The 14,941-nt window shown below is 69.2% G+C and carries 9 protein-coding genes; 3 read left to right on the top strand and 6 right to left on the bottom strand.

The window, feature by feature from the left end; all coding sequences use genetic code 11:
- Nucleotides 1-64: 64 nt before the first annotated feature.
- Nucleotides 65-967 carry a tRNA (adenine-N1)-methyltransferase gene (locus tag ACZ3TS_RS21180; protein ID WP_467620011.1) on the bottom strand — a complete coding sequence of 301 codons (903 nt, stop codon included), beginning with the start codon at nt 965-967 and terminating at the stop codon, nt 65-67.
- Nucleotides 968-1,010: 43 nt separating this feature from the next.
- Nucleotides 1,011-2,813: a site-2 protease family protein gene (locus ACZ3TS_RS21175; RefSeq protein WP_467620009.1), complete on the bottom strand. Its 1,803-nt coding sequence runs from the start codon at nt 2,811-2,813 to the stop codon at nt 1,011-1,013.
- 242 nt (nt 2,814-3,055) lie between these two features.
- Between ACZ3TS_RS21175 and ACZ3TS_RS21170 the strand changes: the two genes are divergently transcribed.
- Together ACZ3TS_RS21170 and ACZ3TS_RS21165 are read left to right on the top strand one after the other, a co-directional pair.
- On the top strand, nt 3,056-4,021 hold the full coding sequence (locus ACZ3TS_RS21170; RefSeq protein ID WP_467620006.1) for a RecB family exonuclease: 966 nt from the start codon (nt 3,056-3,058) through the stop codon (nt 4,019-4,021).
- 14 nt (nt 4,022-4,035) lie between these two features.
- The gene (locus tag ACZ3TS_RS21165) at nt 4,036-4,707 is read left to right on the top strand and encodes a response regulator (protein WP_402428405.1); all 672 of its coding nucleotides are present in this window, start codon (nt 4,036-4,038) and stop codon (nt 4,705-4,707) included.
- A gap of 101 nt (nt 4,708-4,808) precedes the next feature.
- Here the strand turns inward: ACZ3TS_RS21165 and ACZ3TS_RS21160 are convergent, their stop codons facing one another.
- The 4 genes from ACZ3TS_RS21160 to metH form a co-directional block, all read right to left on the bottom strand.
- Nucleotides 4,809-6,392 (bottom strand): ABC transporter substrate-binding protein, encoded by a 1,584-nt coding sequence (locus ACZ3TS_RS21160; RefSeq protein ID WP_467620101.1) that lies wholly within the window; start codon nt 6,390-6,392, stop codon nt 4,809-4,811.
- Nucleotides 6,393-6,533: 141 nt separating this feature from the next.
- Nucleotides 6,534-8,138, bottom strand: a complete 1,605-nt coding sequence (locus ACZ3TS_RS21155; protein ID WP_467620003.1) for an ABC transporter substrate-binding protein — start codon at nt 8,136-8,138, stop codon at nt 6,534-6,536.
- A 420-nt stretch (nt 8,139-8,558) separates the two neighbouring features.
- Complete coding sequence (locus tag ACZ3TS_RS21150) at nt 8,559-9,260, bottom strand: HAD family hydrolase (protein WP_467620002.1); 702 nt, start codon at nt 9,258-9,260, stop codon at nt 8,559-8,561.
- 732 nt (nt 9,261-9,992) lie between these two features.
- Nucleotides 9,993-13,517 carry a methionine synthase gene (gene metH / locus ACZ3TS_RS21145; RefSeq protein WP_467619999.1) on the bottom strand — a complete coding sequence of 1,175 codons (3,525 nt, stop codon included), beginning with the start codon at nt 13,515-13,517 and terminating at the stop codon, nt 9,993-9,995.
- Nucleotides 13,518-13,788: 271 nt separating this feature from the next.
- Between metH and ACZ3TS_RS21140 the strand changes: the two genes are divergently transcribed.
- On the top strand, nt 13,789-14,553 hold the full coding sequence (locus tag ACZ3TS_RS21140; RefSeq protein WP_467619998.1) for an IclR family transcriptional regulator: 765 nt from the start codon (nt 13,789-13,791) through the stop codon (nt 14,551-14,553).
- Nucleotides 14,554-14,941: the final 388 nt, after the last annotated feature.

The raw sequence follows: 14,941 nt of genomic DNA, 5'->3' as shown, positions 1-14,941 counted from the left end.
GAGTTCCGCGGTGTGTGCGGGAACTCGGCCACGGCGCTTGTCCGTTGGTTGTGGCGGGGCCGCGTCAGCGGCCGGCGCCTCCGTCGGCGTTGGGTCCGGCATAGTCCTCGCCGTAGGCGCCCTTCGCGGGCCGGCGGCGGCGCATGGGCGGCTCGACGCCGTCGGCGAGGCGACGGGCGGTGAGGAGGAAGCCGGTGTGGCCGATCATCCGGTGGTCGGGGCGGACGGCCAGACCTTCGATGTGCCAGTTGCGGATCATCGTCTCCCAGGAGGTCGGCTCGTTGAAGCAGCCGATCTCGCGGATGGACTCGACGGTCCGGGCGAGCTGGGTGGTGGTGGCCACGTAGCAGCACAGGATGCCGCCGGGGACGAGCGCCTTGGAGACGGCTTCCAGGCATTCCCAGGGGGCGAGCATGTCGAGGATGACGCGGTCGACGTCGGTGTCGCTCAGGTTGTCCTGGAGGTCGCCGACGGTGAGCTGCCAGGCGGGGTGGGGGCCGCCGAAGTAGCGTTCCACGTTCGCCTGCGCGATCTCGGCGAAGTCGGCGCGGCGCTCGTAGCTGTGCAGCATGCCCTGGTCGCCGATGGCTCGCAGCAGGAAGCTGCTGAGCGAGCCGGAGCCGACGCCGGCCTCCACGACACGTGCGCCGGGGAAGATGTCGGCGAAGGCGAGGATCTGCCCCGCGTCCTTGGGGTAGACGACGGCTGCCCCACGGGGCATGGACAGGACGTAGTCGGGGAGCAGGGGGCGCAGCGCGAGGTAGGCGACGTTCCCGGTGGTGCGGACAACGCTGCCCTCGGGAGCGCCGATCAGTTCGTCGTGCGGGAAGGAACCCTTGTGGGTGTGGAAGTTCTTCCCCGCTTCGAGAGTGAACGTGTAGTGGCGGCCCTTGGGGTCGGTCAGCTGTACCTGGTCCCCGACCTTGAAGGGCCCGCGACGGCGGGCGGCACCGGTCGGTTCGGACATGTGACCAGCCTACCGGTCCCCGGACGGACGGCCGACCACGTGTTCAGGTGGGCCGGGCCATGGCTTTGACGAAGGCACGCTCGACGTCTGCGGCGGACAGGACGCCGTAGATCTCGCCGGTCTCCTCGACGACGAGGTATTCGGTGGCGGGGTTGGCGCGCAGGGTGTCGAGGAGGTCCTCGCCCGCGAGCTCCGCGGAGACGCGCATGCCGTCGGTGAGCTCCTGGGCGAGGCCGCTGACGGGGACCCAGGGGCGGCGGTGTTCGGGTACGCCGACGATGGCGGCCTCTCGGACGAGGGAGAGGGGTTCGCCGTGGGCGTCCACGACGACGAGGGCGCGGGCGCCGACGTCGTTGGCGCGGCGCAGGGCCTCGGACAGGGGGGTGTCGGTCTGGACGGGGACCGCGCGGCGGGTGAGGGTGCGGGCGCGCAGGTCGGGGAGGTGTTCGCGCAGGCGGGCCATGCGGAGGCTGTTTCCGGCACCGGTCCAGATGATCGCGGCGAGGATGGCGGCGAGCAGGGCGTCGGTGACGGTGTCCATGCCGACGTTGTCCTCGGCGGTGGAGCCGAGCGCACCGGACTGCGTCAGCAGGGGGAGGCCGATGAGGACGGAGATGGCGAGTGCGCGGCCGACCCAGGCGGCGGCGACGGTGCCGCTCATGGGCCTGCCGGTGATCTTCCAGACGACGGCGCGCAGCATACGGCCGCCGTCGAGGGGCAGGCCGGGCAGCAGGTTGAAGACGGCCACGATCAGGTTGGAGATCATGAGGCCGGCCAGCAGGACTCCGGGAACGGTGCCGGGCCGGACGGGCTGCATGGCGAGGTAGAAGACGCCGGCGAGGACGAGGGAGAGCAGGGGCCCGACGAAGGCGAGGACGAACTCGCGGCCGGGGGTCTCGGCCTCCTTCTCGATCTCGGAGACGCCGCCGAAGAACTGGAGCTGGATGCGGCGCACGGGCAGCTTGAAGCGGAGGGCCGCGACGGTGTGGGCCAGCTCGTGAACGAGTACGGAGGCGTAGAAGGCGACCGCGAAGAACAGGGAGACGAGGTAACGGGCGGCGCCGAGTTCGGGCAGCACGCGGTCGAGCTGGCCGCCGAACACCCAGGTGATCAGGGCGGCGACGAGGAACCAGCTGGGGGCGACGTAGACGGGGACGCCGAACGGCCTGCCCATGAGGATGCCGCCACGGGGCTCCCTGGGCCGCTGTGGTGGGCGGCCCTTGCCGCTGGTGTCGGAGTGGGCATGGCTGCGGGAGGTGGCGGACGCGGTGGGGCGTTCGGTCGGCGGGGTTTCGGCGGGGTCGTGGGCGTGCGGAGGAACGCCACCGGTGTGGTGCCCGAAGGACGAGGTGTCCGGGGAGCCGTCGTGGCGCGGTGGTGTGGAGGGGGGGTGGGCGTCCGCGGCGGGGCGTTCCTCCGGCGACGGCGTCTCGTGGTGGTCGTCGTGCGGCTGCGGGGCGGTGGGGCCGTCGGAGTGATCCGGTGCGCCTTGAGGGAGGGGACGGCCATTCGAGTCCTGCTCGGCGGCCTCGCCAGCGTCGGACGGGTGGTCGTCGCTCTCCGCGTCGGACGGCGGGTGGTCGTCGCTCTCCGGACGATCCCGAGCGGACTCCCCTGCGTCCTCGCGGGTCCCTGCCGGGCCGTTCCGCTGTCCTTCGGACGCCTCCGTACTCGCCGGCTCCTCGCCGTTTGCCGTCCCTTCCGTCGTCGGGGCCGAGCTCGTGGTGGGGTCTCGCTCCGGCTCGGGGCGTGCGGGGCCGGCGGTGCGTGCCGTGGGGGTCGCCTCGCGGTCGGTCGCCCTGTCGTTGCCGGGGCGCGGCTGTCCGCTCCCGCCGCTCTCGTCCACGATGTCCCCTCGATCGAAGCGTCTCCCCGGCCCCGGTCGTGCCGGGTGGGAGGGTCTGTGGTCGATGGTATGCGGCCGTCGCTTCGTGTTCCGCCCCGGCACCCCCTCTGTTGTCCCCGTCGTCGCGAGTGCGCACCGCCGTCGCGTGGGGTGCTCCACGGTCGTCGGGGCCCGGCTGCGGCCGTGCTTCGGCCGGGGCGCGGCTGTGTCACTGTCAGTGGCGGCCCGTATGGTCTGTGGTCATGGAAACCAGCACCGACGGCGCTGCCGAGCCGTCCGCCGTGGCCGCCGTGCCTCCGGAGTCGCTGTCGCCCTCGCGTGCCGGTGACTTCATGCAGTGCCCGCTGCTCTACCGGTTCCGGGTGATCGACAAGTTGCCCGAGAAGCCGAGTGAGGCGGCGACCCGGGGCACGTTGGTGCATGCGGTGCTGGAGCGGCTCTTCGACGTGCCCGCCGCCGAGCGGACCGCGCCTCGGGCCAGGTCGTTGGTGCCGGGTCAGTGGGACCGCTTGCGGGAGAGCAGGCCGGAGGTCGTGGAGCTGTTCGCGGACGATCCGGACGGTGAGCGGCTGGCGCGCTGGCTCGATGAGGCGGAGCGGCTCGTGGAGCGCTGGTTCACGCTGGAGGACCCGACCCGGCTGGAGCCCGCCGAGCGGGAGCTGTTCGTCGAGGCTCAGCTTGATTCGGGGCTGAAGCTGCGCGGAATCATCGACCGCGTCGACGTGGCGCCCACGGGTGAGGTGCGGATCGTCGACTACAAGACGGGCAAGGCGCCCCGGCCCGAGTACGCAGAGGGCGCACTGTTCCAGATGAAGTTCTACGCCCTGGTGGTGTGGCGTCTGAAGCGGGTCGTCCCGCGCCGGCTGCAGCTCGTGTATCTCGGCAGCGGTGACGTGTTGACGTACGACCCCGTGCTCGCCGACCTGGAGCGCGTGGAGCGCAAGCTGCTCGCGCTGTGGGAGGCGATCCGGCTGGCGACGCAGACCGGCGACTGGCGGCCGCGGCCCACCAAGCTGTGCGGCTGGTGCGACCACCAGGCGGTCTGCCCGGAATTCGGGGGCACTCCCCCGCCGTATCCGCTGCCGGTGGGACCTGCCGACGGGCGTTCGACCGGGGGTCCGGGGGGCGAACCCCGGGAGACGCAGCCGCTGCCGGTGAGGGTCCCCGAATCGGGCGCCACCGAGCAGGGCAGAATGGGGCCGGACTAGCGAAGGAGACTCACGTGGCCATCCGCGTCCTACTGGTCGACGACCAGCCGCTGCTGCGTACGGGCTTCCGGATGATCCTGGAGGCCGAGCAGGACATCGCGGTCGTCGGCGAGGCCGGAGACGGCCTCCAGGCGCTCGACCAAGTGCGTGCCCTGCAGCCCGATGTGGTTCTGATGGACATCCGCATGCCCCGGATGGACGGGGTGGAGGCGACCCGGCAGATCACCGGGCCCGGGCGGGACGGCCCGGCGAAGGTGCTGGTGCTGACCACCTTCGACCTCGACGAGTATGTGGTGGAGGCGCTGCGGGCCGGTGCCAGCGGCTTCCTCCTGAAGGATGCTCCGGCCGATGAGCTGGTGCAGGCGATCCGGGTGGTCGCAGCGGGCGAGGCGATGCTCGCTCCGAGCATCACACGCCGGCTGCTCGACAAGTACGCGGGTCATCTGCCGTCCGGGGACGAGCCGGTTCCGGACACCCTGCACACCCTCACCGAGCGCGAGGTGGAGGTGCTGAAGCTGGTGGCGCGCGGGTTGTCCAACGCCGAGATCGCCGCTGATCTGTTTGTCAGCGAGACCACGGTCAAGACGCACGTCGGGCATGTGCTCACCAAGCTCGGGCTGCGGGACCGGGTGCAGGCGGCGGTGTATGCCTACGAGAGCGGGCTGGTGCGCCCGGGCGCGCAGTAGTCTCCCCGGACTTCGACGGCGGCGTTCCGGGACTTACGACAGTGCGGAGGGCGCCCCTTTTCCCGAGGGGGCGCCCTCACTGTTCGTGCGTGCGGCCCGGGTCAGCCCTTGCTGATCTCCCAGAACCGGAACACGGTGGAGGCGTCGAGGCAGTACTCGAGCCCGTAGACGCCTTCCCGTGCGACGGCATACTGCTTGGCCTGCCAGACCGGGATGACCGGGACGTCCTCGGCGACGATGTCCTGGAGCCTGCCGTACGCCTTGTCGGTCGACGAACGGTCGCTCTCGGCGGCCGTCTTCGGGATCAGCTCGCCCGTGATCGTGCTGTTGTCGTAGTGGTTGTCCAGCACATTGCCCTTACCGAAGAACGGCGCGGTGAAGTTGTCGGGGTCGGGGTAGTCCGGGACCCAGCCCTTCACGTAGACGCCGTACTTGCCCGCCGCGATGTCCTTCTCGTACTCGTCGAAGGCGACGGACTTGACGGTGGCGTCGAACAGCCCGCTGGCGTTGAGCTGTTCAGCGATCGTCTTGAGTTCCTCGTCGGTGGCGGGCCCGTAGCGCGAGGGCGTGGACCACAGCGTCAGTTTCACCTTGCCGGTGATGCCCGCGGCGTTCAGCGCGGCGGTCGCCTTGGCCTTCGAGGGGCGGGCGCCGTAGGTGTCGAAGAAGGACGTGTCGTGGCCGGTGATACCGGCCGGGATGATCGAGTAGAGCGGGGTCGCGGTGTCGTCGTACACCTTGTTGACCAGGGCCTCGCGGTCGAGCAGGTAGGCGATGGCCTTGCGGACGCCGAGCTTGCCGGCCACCGGGTCGTCCATGTTGAAGACGAGGTGCTGGACTTCGGCGCTGGAGCCCTCGACGACCTCGATGTTCTTGCCGGTGGAGGTGTCGTCGGCGATGTCGGCGATGTCGGCGGCGGCGAGACCGCGGTAGGCCAGGTCTATCTGCCCGCCCAGGAGAGCGCTTTTCAGGGCTGACTGGTCGCCGTGGAAGAACCTGAGGGTGACACCGGAGTTGCGAACCTTGGAGGTGCCCTTGTAGGCGGAGTTGACCGAGAAGACGGCCTTGTCCTTGCCGAAGGAGTCCAGTTTGTAGGGACCGGAGCCGACGGCGTTGCCGTCCTTGCGCAGCGCGTCGGCGGGGTATTCGTTGTGATCCACGATCGAGCCGGCGCCGGAGGCAATCTTGCTGGGGAATGTGGCGTCGGCGTACTTCAGTTTGAAGACGACGGTCTTCGCGTCCGGTGTCTCCACCGAGCCGAGCATGGGGAACATGATCGCGGGACCGGCGGAGTCGTTGATCTTCAGCATCCGGTCGAAGGAGAACTTGACGTCCTTCGAGGTGAGCGGGTCACCGTTGCTGAACGTCAGGCCGTCCTTGAGCGTGCATGAGTAGACCCTGGTCGCCGTGTCCGTGAACGAGCACTCCTTGGCGGCCTCAGGCTCGGGTTCCGTGCCGCCTTTGGGAAAACTCAGCAGGGACTGGAAGACGTTGTTGAACAGCAGCCAGGACCCCGGGTCGTAGCCGGAGGCGGGGTCGGTGGCCAGGACATCGTCGGACATCCCCATCACAACGGAGGAGCCGGTGCCCCCGGAGTCGTTCGTGGAAGTGCCGCATCCGGCGAGCAGGCCGGCGGCCAGCCCCGTCGCGACGGACAGGACCGGCCACTGGGTGCGCATGTTCACGTGCATGTGCCTTGTCTTCGGTTCTCGTTGGCTCCGGACTCCGCGCGTTCCGGGCCGTGCGGGAGCCTCCGGATCGTATCGCGAACATGGGGAGGGGCAGGGCCCCCGGGGGGATGCCCCGGCGGCCCCTGAAGCGGCCGGTCAGTTGCCCTGGCCGCGGCTGAGCTCCCACAGTTGCAGGGTGGAGGAGGAGTTCATCGCGTACTCGCTGCCCGTGATGTCGTCGCGGGTGGCGACGTACTGCTTGCCCTGCCACAGCGGGAGGATCGGCACCTCGTCGGCGACGATGTCCTGGATGTCCGTGAGGCTCTTCGACGCGGTGAGCCGGTCGGCCTCACGCCGGGAGTCCGGGATCAGCTTGTTGCGAATGGTGCTGTTGTCGTAGGGCAACTTGAGGAAGTTGTCCTTGTCGAGGAACGGCGCGAGGTAGTTGTCGGCGTCCGGGAAGTCCGGGAACCAGCCCATGCCCCAGACGTCGTAGGCACCGTTCCGCTCGGCCGGAACAAAGTGCGCCCAGTCCGTGCCCGCGATGCTGACGTCGAACAGCCCGCTGGCGTTGAGCTGCTGCTTGAGCACCTCGAACTCCTTGGCGGTGGCCGGGCCGTAGTGGTCGGTCGTGTAGTGCAGCGTCAGCTTCACCGGGGTGGTGATGTTCGCCCTGCTCAGCAGCGTGCGGGCCTTGGCCACGCTCGGGTCGCCGTACTTGTTGAAGAACGAGTTGGAGTGGCCGGTGATGGTGGCCGGAACGAGCGAGTACAGGGGCTGTGCCTCGGTGCCGTACACCTTGGACACCAGTGCACCGCGGTCGATGATCTGCGCCATGGCCTCGCGGACGGCCTGGTTCTTCACCGAGGCGGCGTCGGTGTTGAAGGCCAGGTAGCGGATCTCGAGGCCCGGCATCTCGACCAGGTTGACATTGCCGGTCGTGTTGTCCTGGAGCTTGCGGATCTGGTCCGGCGCCATCGTGCGGGTCATGACGTCGATGTCGCCCTTTTCGAGCGCGGCGCCCATGGCGTCGGCGTCCTTGAAGGACTCCAGGACCACCTTGTCGTTCTTCGGGGTGAGCAGACCCTTGTAATGGGGGTTCTTGGTGAAGGTGGCCTTCACCATCTCGTTGTCCTTGACCTCGGCCTGCATCGTGTACGGCCCGGAACCGTCGACCGAGAAGCCGTTGCGCAGCTTGTTCTTCTCGTAGTCCTTGGGGTTGACGATGCCCGCGACCGGCGTCGACAGCTTGTACGGAAACGTGGCGTCGGCGGTCTTGAGGTGGAAGATGACGTCGCGGTCGCCCTGGGTCTCGATGGTGTCGATGTCCGAGAGCAGCCCGAAGGGGCCACCGACGGCCTTGATGCGCAGGGCCCGCTCGACGGAGTACTTGACGTCCTCGGCCGTGATCGCGTCGCCGTTGGCGAACTTGAGGCCGTCACGGAGCTTGCACGCGTAGCGCTCGTTGCCGGTGTCGGTGAAGCCGCAGCTCTCGGCGGCCTCGGGCTCCGGCTCCCCGTCGCCGCGAGGCTGGGCCATCAGCGTCTGCACGGTCTGCCGGAGGATGTTCCAGGTGCCCACGTCGTACGCGTACGCCGGGTCGACGGGCGCGGGGGCGTCCTTGGAGGCGGTGAACCGGTCGGTGGTTCCGACGACGATGGCGTCACCGCTGTTGCCCCCGCTGCTGGACCCGCCGCAGGCGGCGAGGACGGGGGTGAGCAGGCCGACGACGGCCGGCAGCACCAAAGTCTTACGGTTCATGCTCGAGTTTCTCCAGAGCTGTCGGGTCCGTGTATCCGGCAAGCAGGGGTGGTGCTACGGATCACGGGGTTGTGGCGATGTTCTCGCGATGAGATTAGTGCGCACCTGCACGAGAGCTGACAGCCACCGGAGTTGAGTTCCCATCACGCTGCGAAACCGGTTGTGAACGCATCGGAAAACCGGTCGCGGAAGGATTAGTGCAGCGTTTCACCAATCGGGACACATGGGCGCGCGGAGGGTCCGCGAATGGGGTGGAACAGCACACGCCGGTCCTGCTGTCGACCCCATTGCGCGTGGTGAACGTCACATTCCCAACTGGGGTGGCAAGCACCGGAATTCGGTCGCGTGACCGGGTATTAATTCAGCCCGCTGGACAGCCGAGGGTAATCCGTCCATTCGATCTGCACGCTGGGTGAAGGGTCAGCGCATTTCCGTCATCAAACCGCGCAGAAATGGCAGGTCGACCTCTTCGAGGGAGGTCACGACGGTACGGCCGGCGGCGGGGGCGATGGGGGCCACAGACGGGACGGCGACCACGCGGCAGCCGGCGGCCTCGGCGGCCGCGACCCCGGTCGCCGTGTCCTCGATGACCGCGCACCGGGTGGGCTCCGCCTCGAGGCCCTTGGCGGCCAGGAGATAGGGGTCGGGGAACGGCTTGGTGCGCTCCACCTCGTCGCCCGCGACGGTCAACGCGAAGTACTGCGGGCCGAGGGAGGCCAGAATGCGGTCGATGATGCGCCGATGGGACGCGGAGACCAAGGCGGTGGGGATCTCGTGGGCCGCCAGTTCGGCAAGCAGTCGCGCGGCGCCCGGCATCAGGGGCAGCCTGCGGTCGATGCGGTCCTCGAACCCGTCGTTCAGCAGCACGGTGAGCTCGTCGAGAGTGATGTCGGCGCCGGTGGCCTCGATCAGGAAGCCCGCGCTGCGCGTCATGGGGCCGCCGACGACGACATGGCGCCATGAGTCGTCGAGTGCGTGTCCGAGGGCGGCGAAGACGTCGACCTCGACGTCCCACCAGAATCCTTCGGTGTCCACCAGGGTGCCGTCCATGTCGAGGAGTACGGCCTGCAGTGCGGAGCCTTCGGCCGTTCGGGTTCCGAGGGCGGGGACCGTGGTGGTCATCCGGCATACCTCCTTGAAGGGACGACCAGGCCGGTTCCCACGGAGGGAACCGGCCTGCGGTGGACCGACCAGTGTACGGCGCTCGTGGGCGAAGTGCCCTTCGACGCGGGAGCGCCGCGCTGTGCGGTCGCACACACGGGGGAAGGCCGGGGACGCCGTGGACGCGCGGGGCGGCAGCCGCCCGGGGGGCACGAGCGGACACCCGGGAGGCATAAGGCTGCAGCCCGCGCGTGTGGGACTTGGGGCGCACTCCGGACGCGCGCACACGTGTCCACGCCCCGCACATGGACGCACGAAGCTGCGGCCCCTCGGCACACGGGAGTTCCGGCCGCACCCCGGTCACGGCGGACGAGGGCGCCCCCAGACACAGGTGCACGAGTGCGCACTCCGTTCACAAGTACACAAGGGCGTATGCCGGTCAGGAGTACACGAAGACGCACCTCTGGGACAGGTGCACGACTGCGTACCATTCACAAGCGCACAAGGGTGTACGCCGACCTGGAGTACACGAACGCGCACCCAAGGCACACATGCACCGAGTGCGTACCTTTGTTCACAAGTACACAAGGGCGTACGCCGGTCAGGAGTACACGAAGACGCACCCCCGTCGCGCGTGCATGGCGCGCCCGGGTCGTGGGACCGCCATGACGCGCCGACACATGCGGTGCGGCCCGCGCGCCCCACCCATGGCGTACGAGGGCGCGCCTGCGATGTGTCGACCCCCGGGGTGCCCTACCGCGCGTTGAAGTACTTGGCTTCCGGGTGGTGGATCACGATCGCGTCCGTGGACTGCTCCGGGTGGAGCTGGAACTCCTCGGAGAGGTGCACGCCGATCCGCTCCGGCTCGAGCAACTGGGCGATCTTGGCGCGGTCCTCCAGGTCGGGGCAGGCGCCGTAGCCGAGCGAGAACCGGGCACCACGGTACTTGAGAGCGAACATGTCCTCCATGTCGGCCGGGTCCTCTCCGGCGAAGCCCAGCTCGGAACGCACGCGCGCGTGCCAGTACTCGGCCAGGGCCTCGGCCAACTGCACGGACAGGCCGTGCAGTTCGAGGTAGTCGCGGTAGGAGTTCGACTCGAAGAGCCGTGCCGTCTCCTCACCGATCCGGGAGCCGACGGTGACGACCTGAAGTCCGACGACGTCCTGTTCGCCTGACTCCTCCGGGCGGAAGAAGTCGGCCAGGCACAGTCGGCGACCGCGGCGCTGACGCGGGAAGGTGAAGCGTGTGCGCTCGTTGCCCTGTTCGTCGAGGATGATCAGGTCATCGTCCTTGGACACGCACGGGAAGTAGCCGTGGACGACGGCCGCTTCGAGCAGGTTGTCGGTCTGGAGCCGGTCGAGCAGACCGCGCAGCCGGGGCCGGCCCTCGGTCTCGACCAGTTCCTCGTACGTCGGTCCCTCGCCCGTGCGTGCCTGCTTGAGGCCCCACTGGCCCTTGAACAGCGCGCCCTCGTCCAGCCAGGAGGCGTACTCCTTGAGCGGGATGCCCTTGACGACCCGCGTGTCCCAGAAGGGCGGCGTGGGCACGGGGTTGTCGGTGGCGACGTCCGAGCGAACGTGGCCTTCCTCGGGCCGCTCCTCGATCTCGACCGTGGCGGCCCGCACCCGGCGCTGCCTGAGTTCGGGCAACTTCGCCCCGGGCACACCCCGTTTGACCCCGATCAGCGCGTCCATCAGGCGCAGGCCCTCGAACGCGTCGCGGGCGTAGCGGACCTCGCCCTCGTACAGCTCGTGCAGGTCCTGCTCGACGTACGCCCGGGTCAGCGCCGCGCCGCCGAGGATGACCGGGTAGGTGGCGGCCAGGCCACGCTGGTTGAGCTCCTCCAGGTTCTCCTTCATGATCACCGTGGACTTGACCAGGAGCCCGGACATGCCGATGACGTCGGCCCTGTGTTCCTCGGCGGCCTCCAGAATCGCGGAGACCGGCTGCTTGATGCCGAGGTTGACGACGTTGTAGCCGTTGTTGGACAGGATGATGTCGACGAGGTTCTTGCCGATGTCGTGGACGTCGCCGCGCACGGTGGCCAGCACGATGGTGCCCTTGCCGGCCTCGTCGGTCTTCTCCATGTGCGGTTCGAGGTAGGCGACGGCGCCCTTCATGACCTCGGCGGACTGGAGCACGAACGGCAGCTGCATCTGGCCGGAGCCGAACAGCTCGCCGACGACCTTCATGCCGTCCAGCAGTGTCTCGTTGACGATGTCGAGTGCCGTGCGGGTCCCGAGTGCCTCGTCGAGGTCCGCCTCCAGACCGTTCTTCTCGCCGTCGATGATCCGCCGCTTGAGGCGCTCCTCCAGCGGCAGCGCGGCCAGTTCCTCGGCCTTCCCGGCCTTCAGCGACTTGGCCGTGGCGCCCTCGAACAGCTGCATGAGCTTCTGCAGCGGGTCGTAGTCCTCGGCGCGGCGGTCGTAGATCAGGTCGAGGGCGGTGGAGACCTGCTCCTCGTCGAAACGTGCGATCGGCAGGATCTTCGAGGCGTGCACGATCGCGGAGTCGAGCCCGGCCTTCACGCACTCGTCGAGGAAGACGGAGTTGAGCAGGATGCGGGCGGCCGGGTTGAGGCCGAAGGAGATGTTGGACAGGCCGAGCGTGGTCTGCACGTTCGGGTGGCGCTTCTTGAGCTCGCGGATCGCCTCGATGGTGGCGATCCCGTCCTTGCGGGACTCCTCCTGGCCGGTGCAGATGGTGAAGGTCAGGGTGTCGATGAGGATGTCGTCCTCATGGATGCCCCAGTTGCCCGTCAGGTCGGCGATCAGCCGCTCGGCGATCTCGACCTTCTTCTCCGGGGTGCGGGCCTGGCCCTCCTCGTCGATGGTGAGCGCGATCAGCGCGGCGCCGTGCTCCTTGGCGAGCCGGGTGACCTTGGCGAACCGTGACTCCGCCCCGTCGCCGTCCTCGTAGTTGACCGAGTTGATGACGGCCCGGCCGCCGAGCTTCTCCAGTCCGGCCTTGAGGACGTCGACTTCGGTGGAGTCGAGGACGATCGGCAGCGTGGAGGCGGTGGCGAAGCGGCCGGCCAGCTCCTCCATGTCGGCGACGCCGTCCCGCCCCACGTAGTCGACGCAGAGGTCGAGCATGTGGGCGCCCTCGCGGATCTGCTCGCGGGCCATCTCCACGCAGTCGTCCCAGCGGGCGTCCAGCATGGCCTTGCGGAACTTCTTCGAGCCGTTGGCGTTGGTGCGCTCGCCGATGGCCAGATACGCGGTGTCCTGACGGAACGGCACGGTCTGGTACAGGGAGGCGGCGCCGGGCTCGGGCTGCGGATCGCGCTCGACCGGGGAGAGGTCGCGGACCCGTTCGACGACCTGACGCAGGTGCTCGGGGGTGGTGCCGCAGCAGCCGCCGATCAGGGAGAGGCCGTACTCGGTGACGAACGTCTCCTGCGCGTCGGCCAGAGCCGGGGCGGTCAGCGGATAGTGCGCCCCGTCCTTGGTGAGCTCGGGCAGGCCGGCGTTGGGCATGCAGGACAGCGGGATACGGGAGTGGCGCGCGAGGTAGCGCAGGTGCTCGCTCATCTCGGCGGGGCCGGTGGCGCAGTTCAGGCCGATCATGTCGATGCCGAGCGGCTCCAGCGCGGTCAGCGCCGCGCCGATCTCCGAGCCGAGCAGCATCGTGCCCGTGGTCTCGACGGTCACCGACACGATCAGCGGGACCTCGTACCCGGCCGTCTCCATCGCCCGGCGTGCTGCGATGACGGAGGCCTTCGTCTGCAGCAGGTCCTGGGTGGTCTCCACCAACAGGGCGTCGGCGCCGCCGGCGAGCAGGCCCTCGGCGTTGCGCTGGTAGGCGTCGCGGATGCCGGTGAAGGTGGTGTGGCCGAGTGTGGGCAGCTTGGTGCCGGGGCCCATCGAGCCCAGGACCCAGCGCGGACGTCCGTCGCGCGCGGTGAAGTCGTCCGCCGTCTCGCGGGCGATACGGGCACCGGCCTCGGACAGCTCGGTGATGCGCTCGGCGATGTCGTACTCGCCGAGGGCGGTCAGGTTGGCGCCGAAGGTGTTGGTCTCGACGCAGTCGACGCCCGCGTCGAAGTAGGCGGCGTGGACCGTGCGGACGATGTCCGGGCGGGTGGCGTTCAGAACCTCGTTGCAGCCCTCGAGCCCCTGGAAGTCCTCCAGCGTCGGATCCTGGGCCTGGAGCATCGTGCCCATCGCTCCGTCGGCCACCACGACACGGGTGGCGAGGGCTTCCCGGAGGGATTCGGTTCGGCTCCGGCTGTCGGCGGTGACGGACGAAAGGGACGGGTTGGGCAACGAGGCCATGGAAGATGCTCCCTGGAGTGCGACGGCTGTCGGCTTTGCGCTTCCCCTGGAAGGCGCACGCCGTCAGGGTAGCCCGGAGCACGCCGTACGGTCAGGGGCGTCCACCCGGCGGACGGACGTGGCCGGACGTGACCCGGGTGGGGATTCCGCCCGAACGGATGGCGACCACCCATTAGCGAGAGGTCGGCAACGACCGGTAGTGTTCGGCATTGCCGAACGGCGGTATACGCATGACGGCCGGCGGTTGAAGCGGACGGAGGGCAGGACGGCGATGGCACGGAACATCCAGTCGCTCGAACGGGCGGCCGCGATGCTGCGGCTGCTCGCGGGCGGCGAGCGACGGCTCGGCCTGTCGGACATCGCCTCGTCGCTGGGCCTGGCCAAGGGCACGGCCCACGGCATACTCCGCACGCTCCAGCAGGAGGGGTTCGTCGAGCAGGACGTGGCCTCGGGCCGCTACCAGCTGGGGGCCGAGCTGCTGCGCCTGGGCACCACCTACCTCGATGTGCACGAGCTGCGGGCGCGCGCCCTGGTGTGGACGGACGACCTGGCCCGCTCCAGCGGGGAGAGCGTGTATCTGGGCGTGCTGCACCAGCAGGGCGTGCTCATCGTGCACCACGTGTTCCGGCCCGACGACAGCAGGCAGGTCCTGGAGATCGGGGCCATGCAGCCACTGCACTCCACAGCCCTCGGCAAGGTGCTGTCGGCGTACGACCCGGTCGCGCACAGCGAGGTGCTGGAGGCGGACCGGAAGGCGTTCACCGATCGGACCGTCTGTGAGGCGGAGGACTTCGAGCACCTCCTCGACCTCACCCGGGCACGCGGGTACGCGGCCGATGTCGAGGAGACGTGGACCGGTGTCGCCTCGGTCGCGGCACCCATCCACGACCGGCGGCGGATGCCGGTGGGCGCGGTGGGCATCACCGGCGCCGTGGAGCGCGTCTGCCGGGACGGGGAGCTGCGCCCCGATCTGATCGCAGCGGTCCGCGACTGTGCCCGCGCGGTCTCGCGGGACCTTGGCGCCGGCAGGTTCTGACCTCGCACACCAAGGCCGGTCCGGCGCTGCCGCACCGGCCCTTCGGCGTGCCCGGGGACCGGTGCGGCAACCCGGTCACGATCCGGCGGAAAGAACCGCTTCCGGGCCGTCCCGGACCAAGGGACAGGCCTGCGCGCCCGCGATGCGCGCCCGCCCGAAGATCGATAACTCCCGACGATCAATAACGATCGCGCTTTCGATTACCGGACTCTTGACGTCTTGGCGAACGGGAAGCGAGACTCCCGTCCATCGGTCGGCATTGTCGAACACCTACCGGCAATACGCGTTAGAGTGTGACAACGCCAAGGGCCGACATCGCTCTCACCCCTGAGGGCGCGGACCACCGGAGGGACCCGGGGTTCGCCTTCCCCTGGACGAAGGACAAAGG

The organism is Streptomyces sp. NPDC022910 (genome assembly GCF_055561075.1).
This window is presented reverse-complemented; position numbering and strand designations above follow the sequence as displayed.

Bases quoted from the DNA above. Each gene is read 5' to 3' on its own strand.
- ACZ3TS_RS21170 (WP_467620006.1), top strand. From the start codon at position 3,056: ATGGAAACCAGCACCGACGGCGCTGCCGAGCCGTCCGCCGTGGCCGCC.
- ACZ3TS_RS21150 (WP_467620002.1), bottom strand. From the start codon at position 9,260: ATGACCACCACGGTCCCCGCCCTCGGAACCCGAACGGCCGAAGGCTCC.
- ACZ3TS_RS21140 (WP_467619998.1), top strand. From the start codon at position 13,789: ATGGCACGGAACATCCAGTCGCTCGAACGGGCGGCCGCGATGCTGCGG.
- ACZ3TS_RS21180 (WP_467620011.1), bottom strand. From the start codon at position 967: ATGTCCGAACCGACCGGTGCCGCCCGCCGTCGCGGGCCCTTCAAGGTC.
- metH (WP_467619999.1), bottom strand. From the start codon at position 13,517: ATGGCCTCGTTGCCCAACCCGTCCCTTTCGTCCGTCACCGCCGACAGC.
- ACZ3TS_RS21155 (WP_467620003.1), bottom strand. From the start codon at position 8,138: ATGAACCGTAAGACTTTGGTGCTGCCGGCCGTCGTCGGCCTGCTCACC.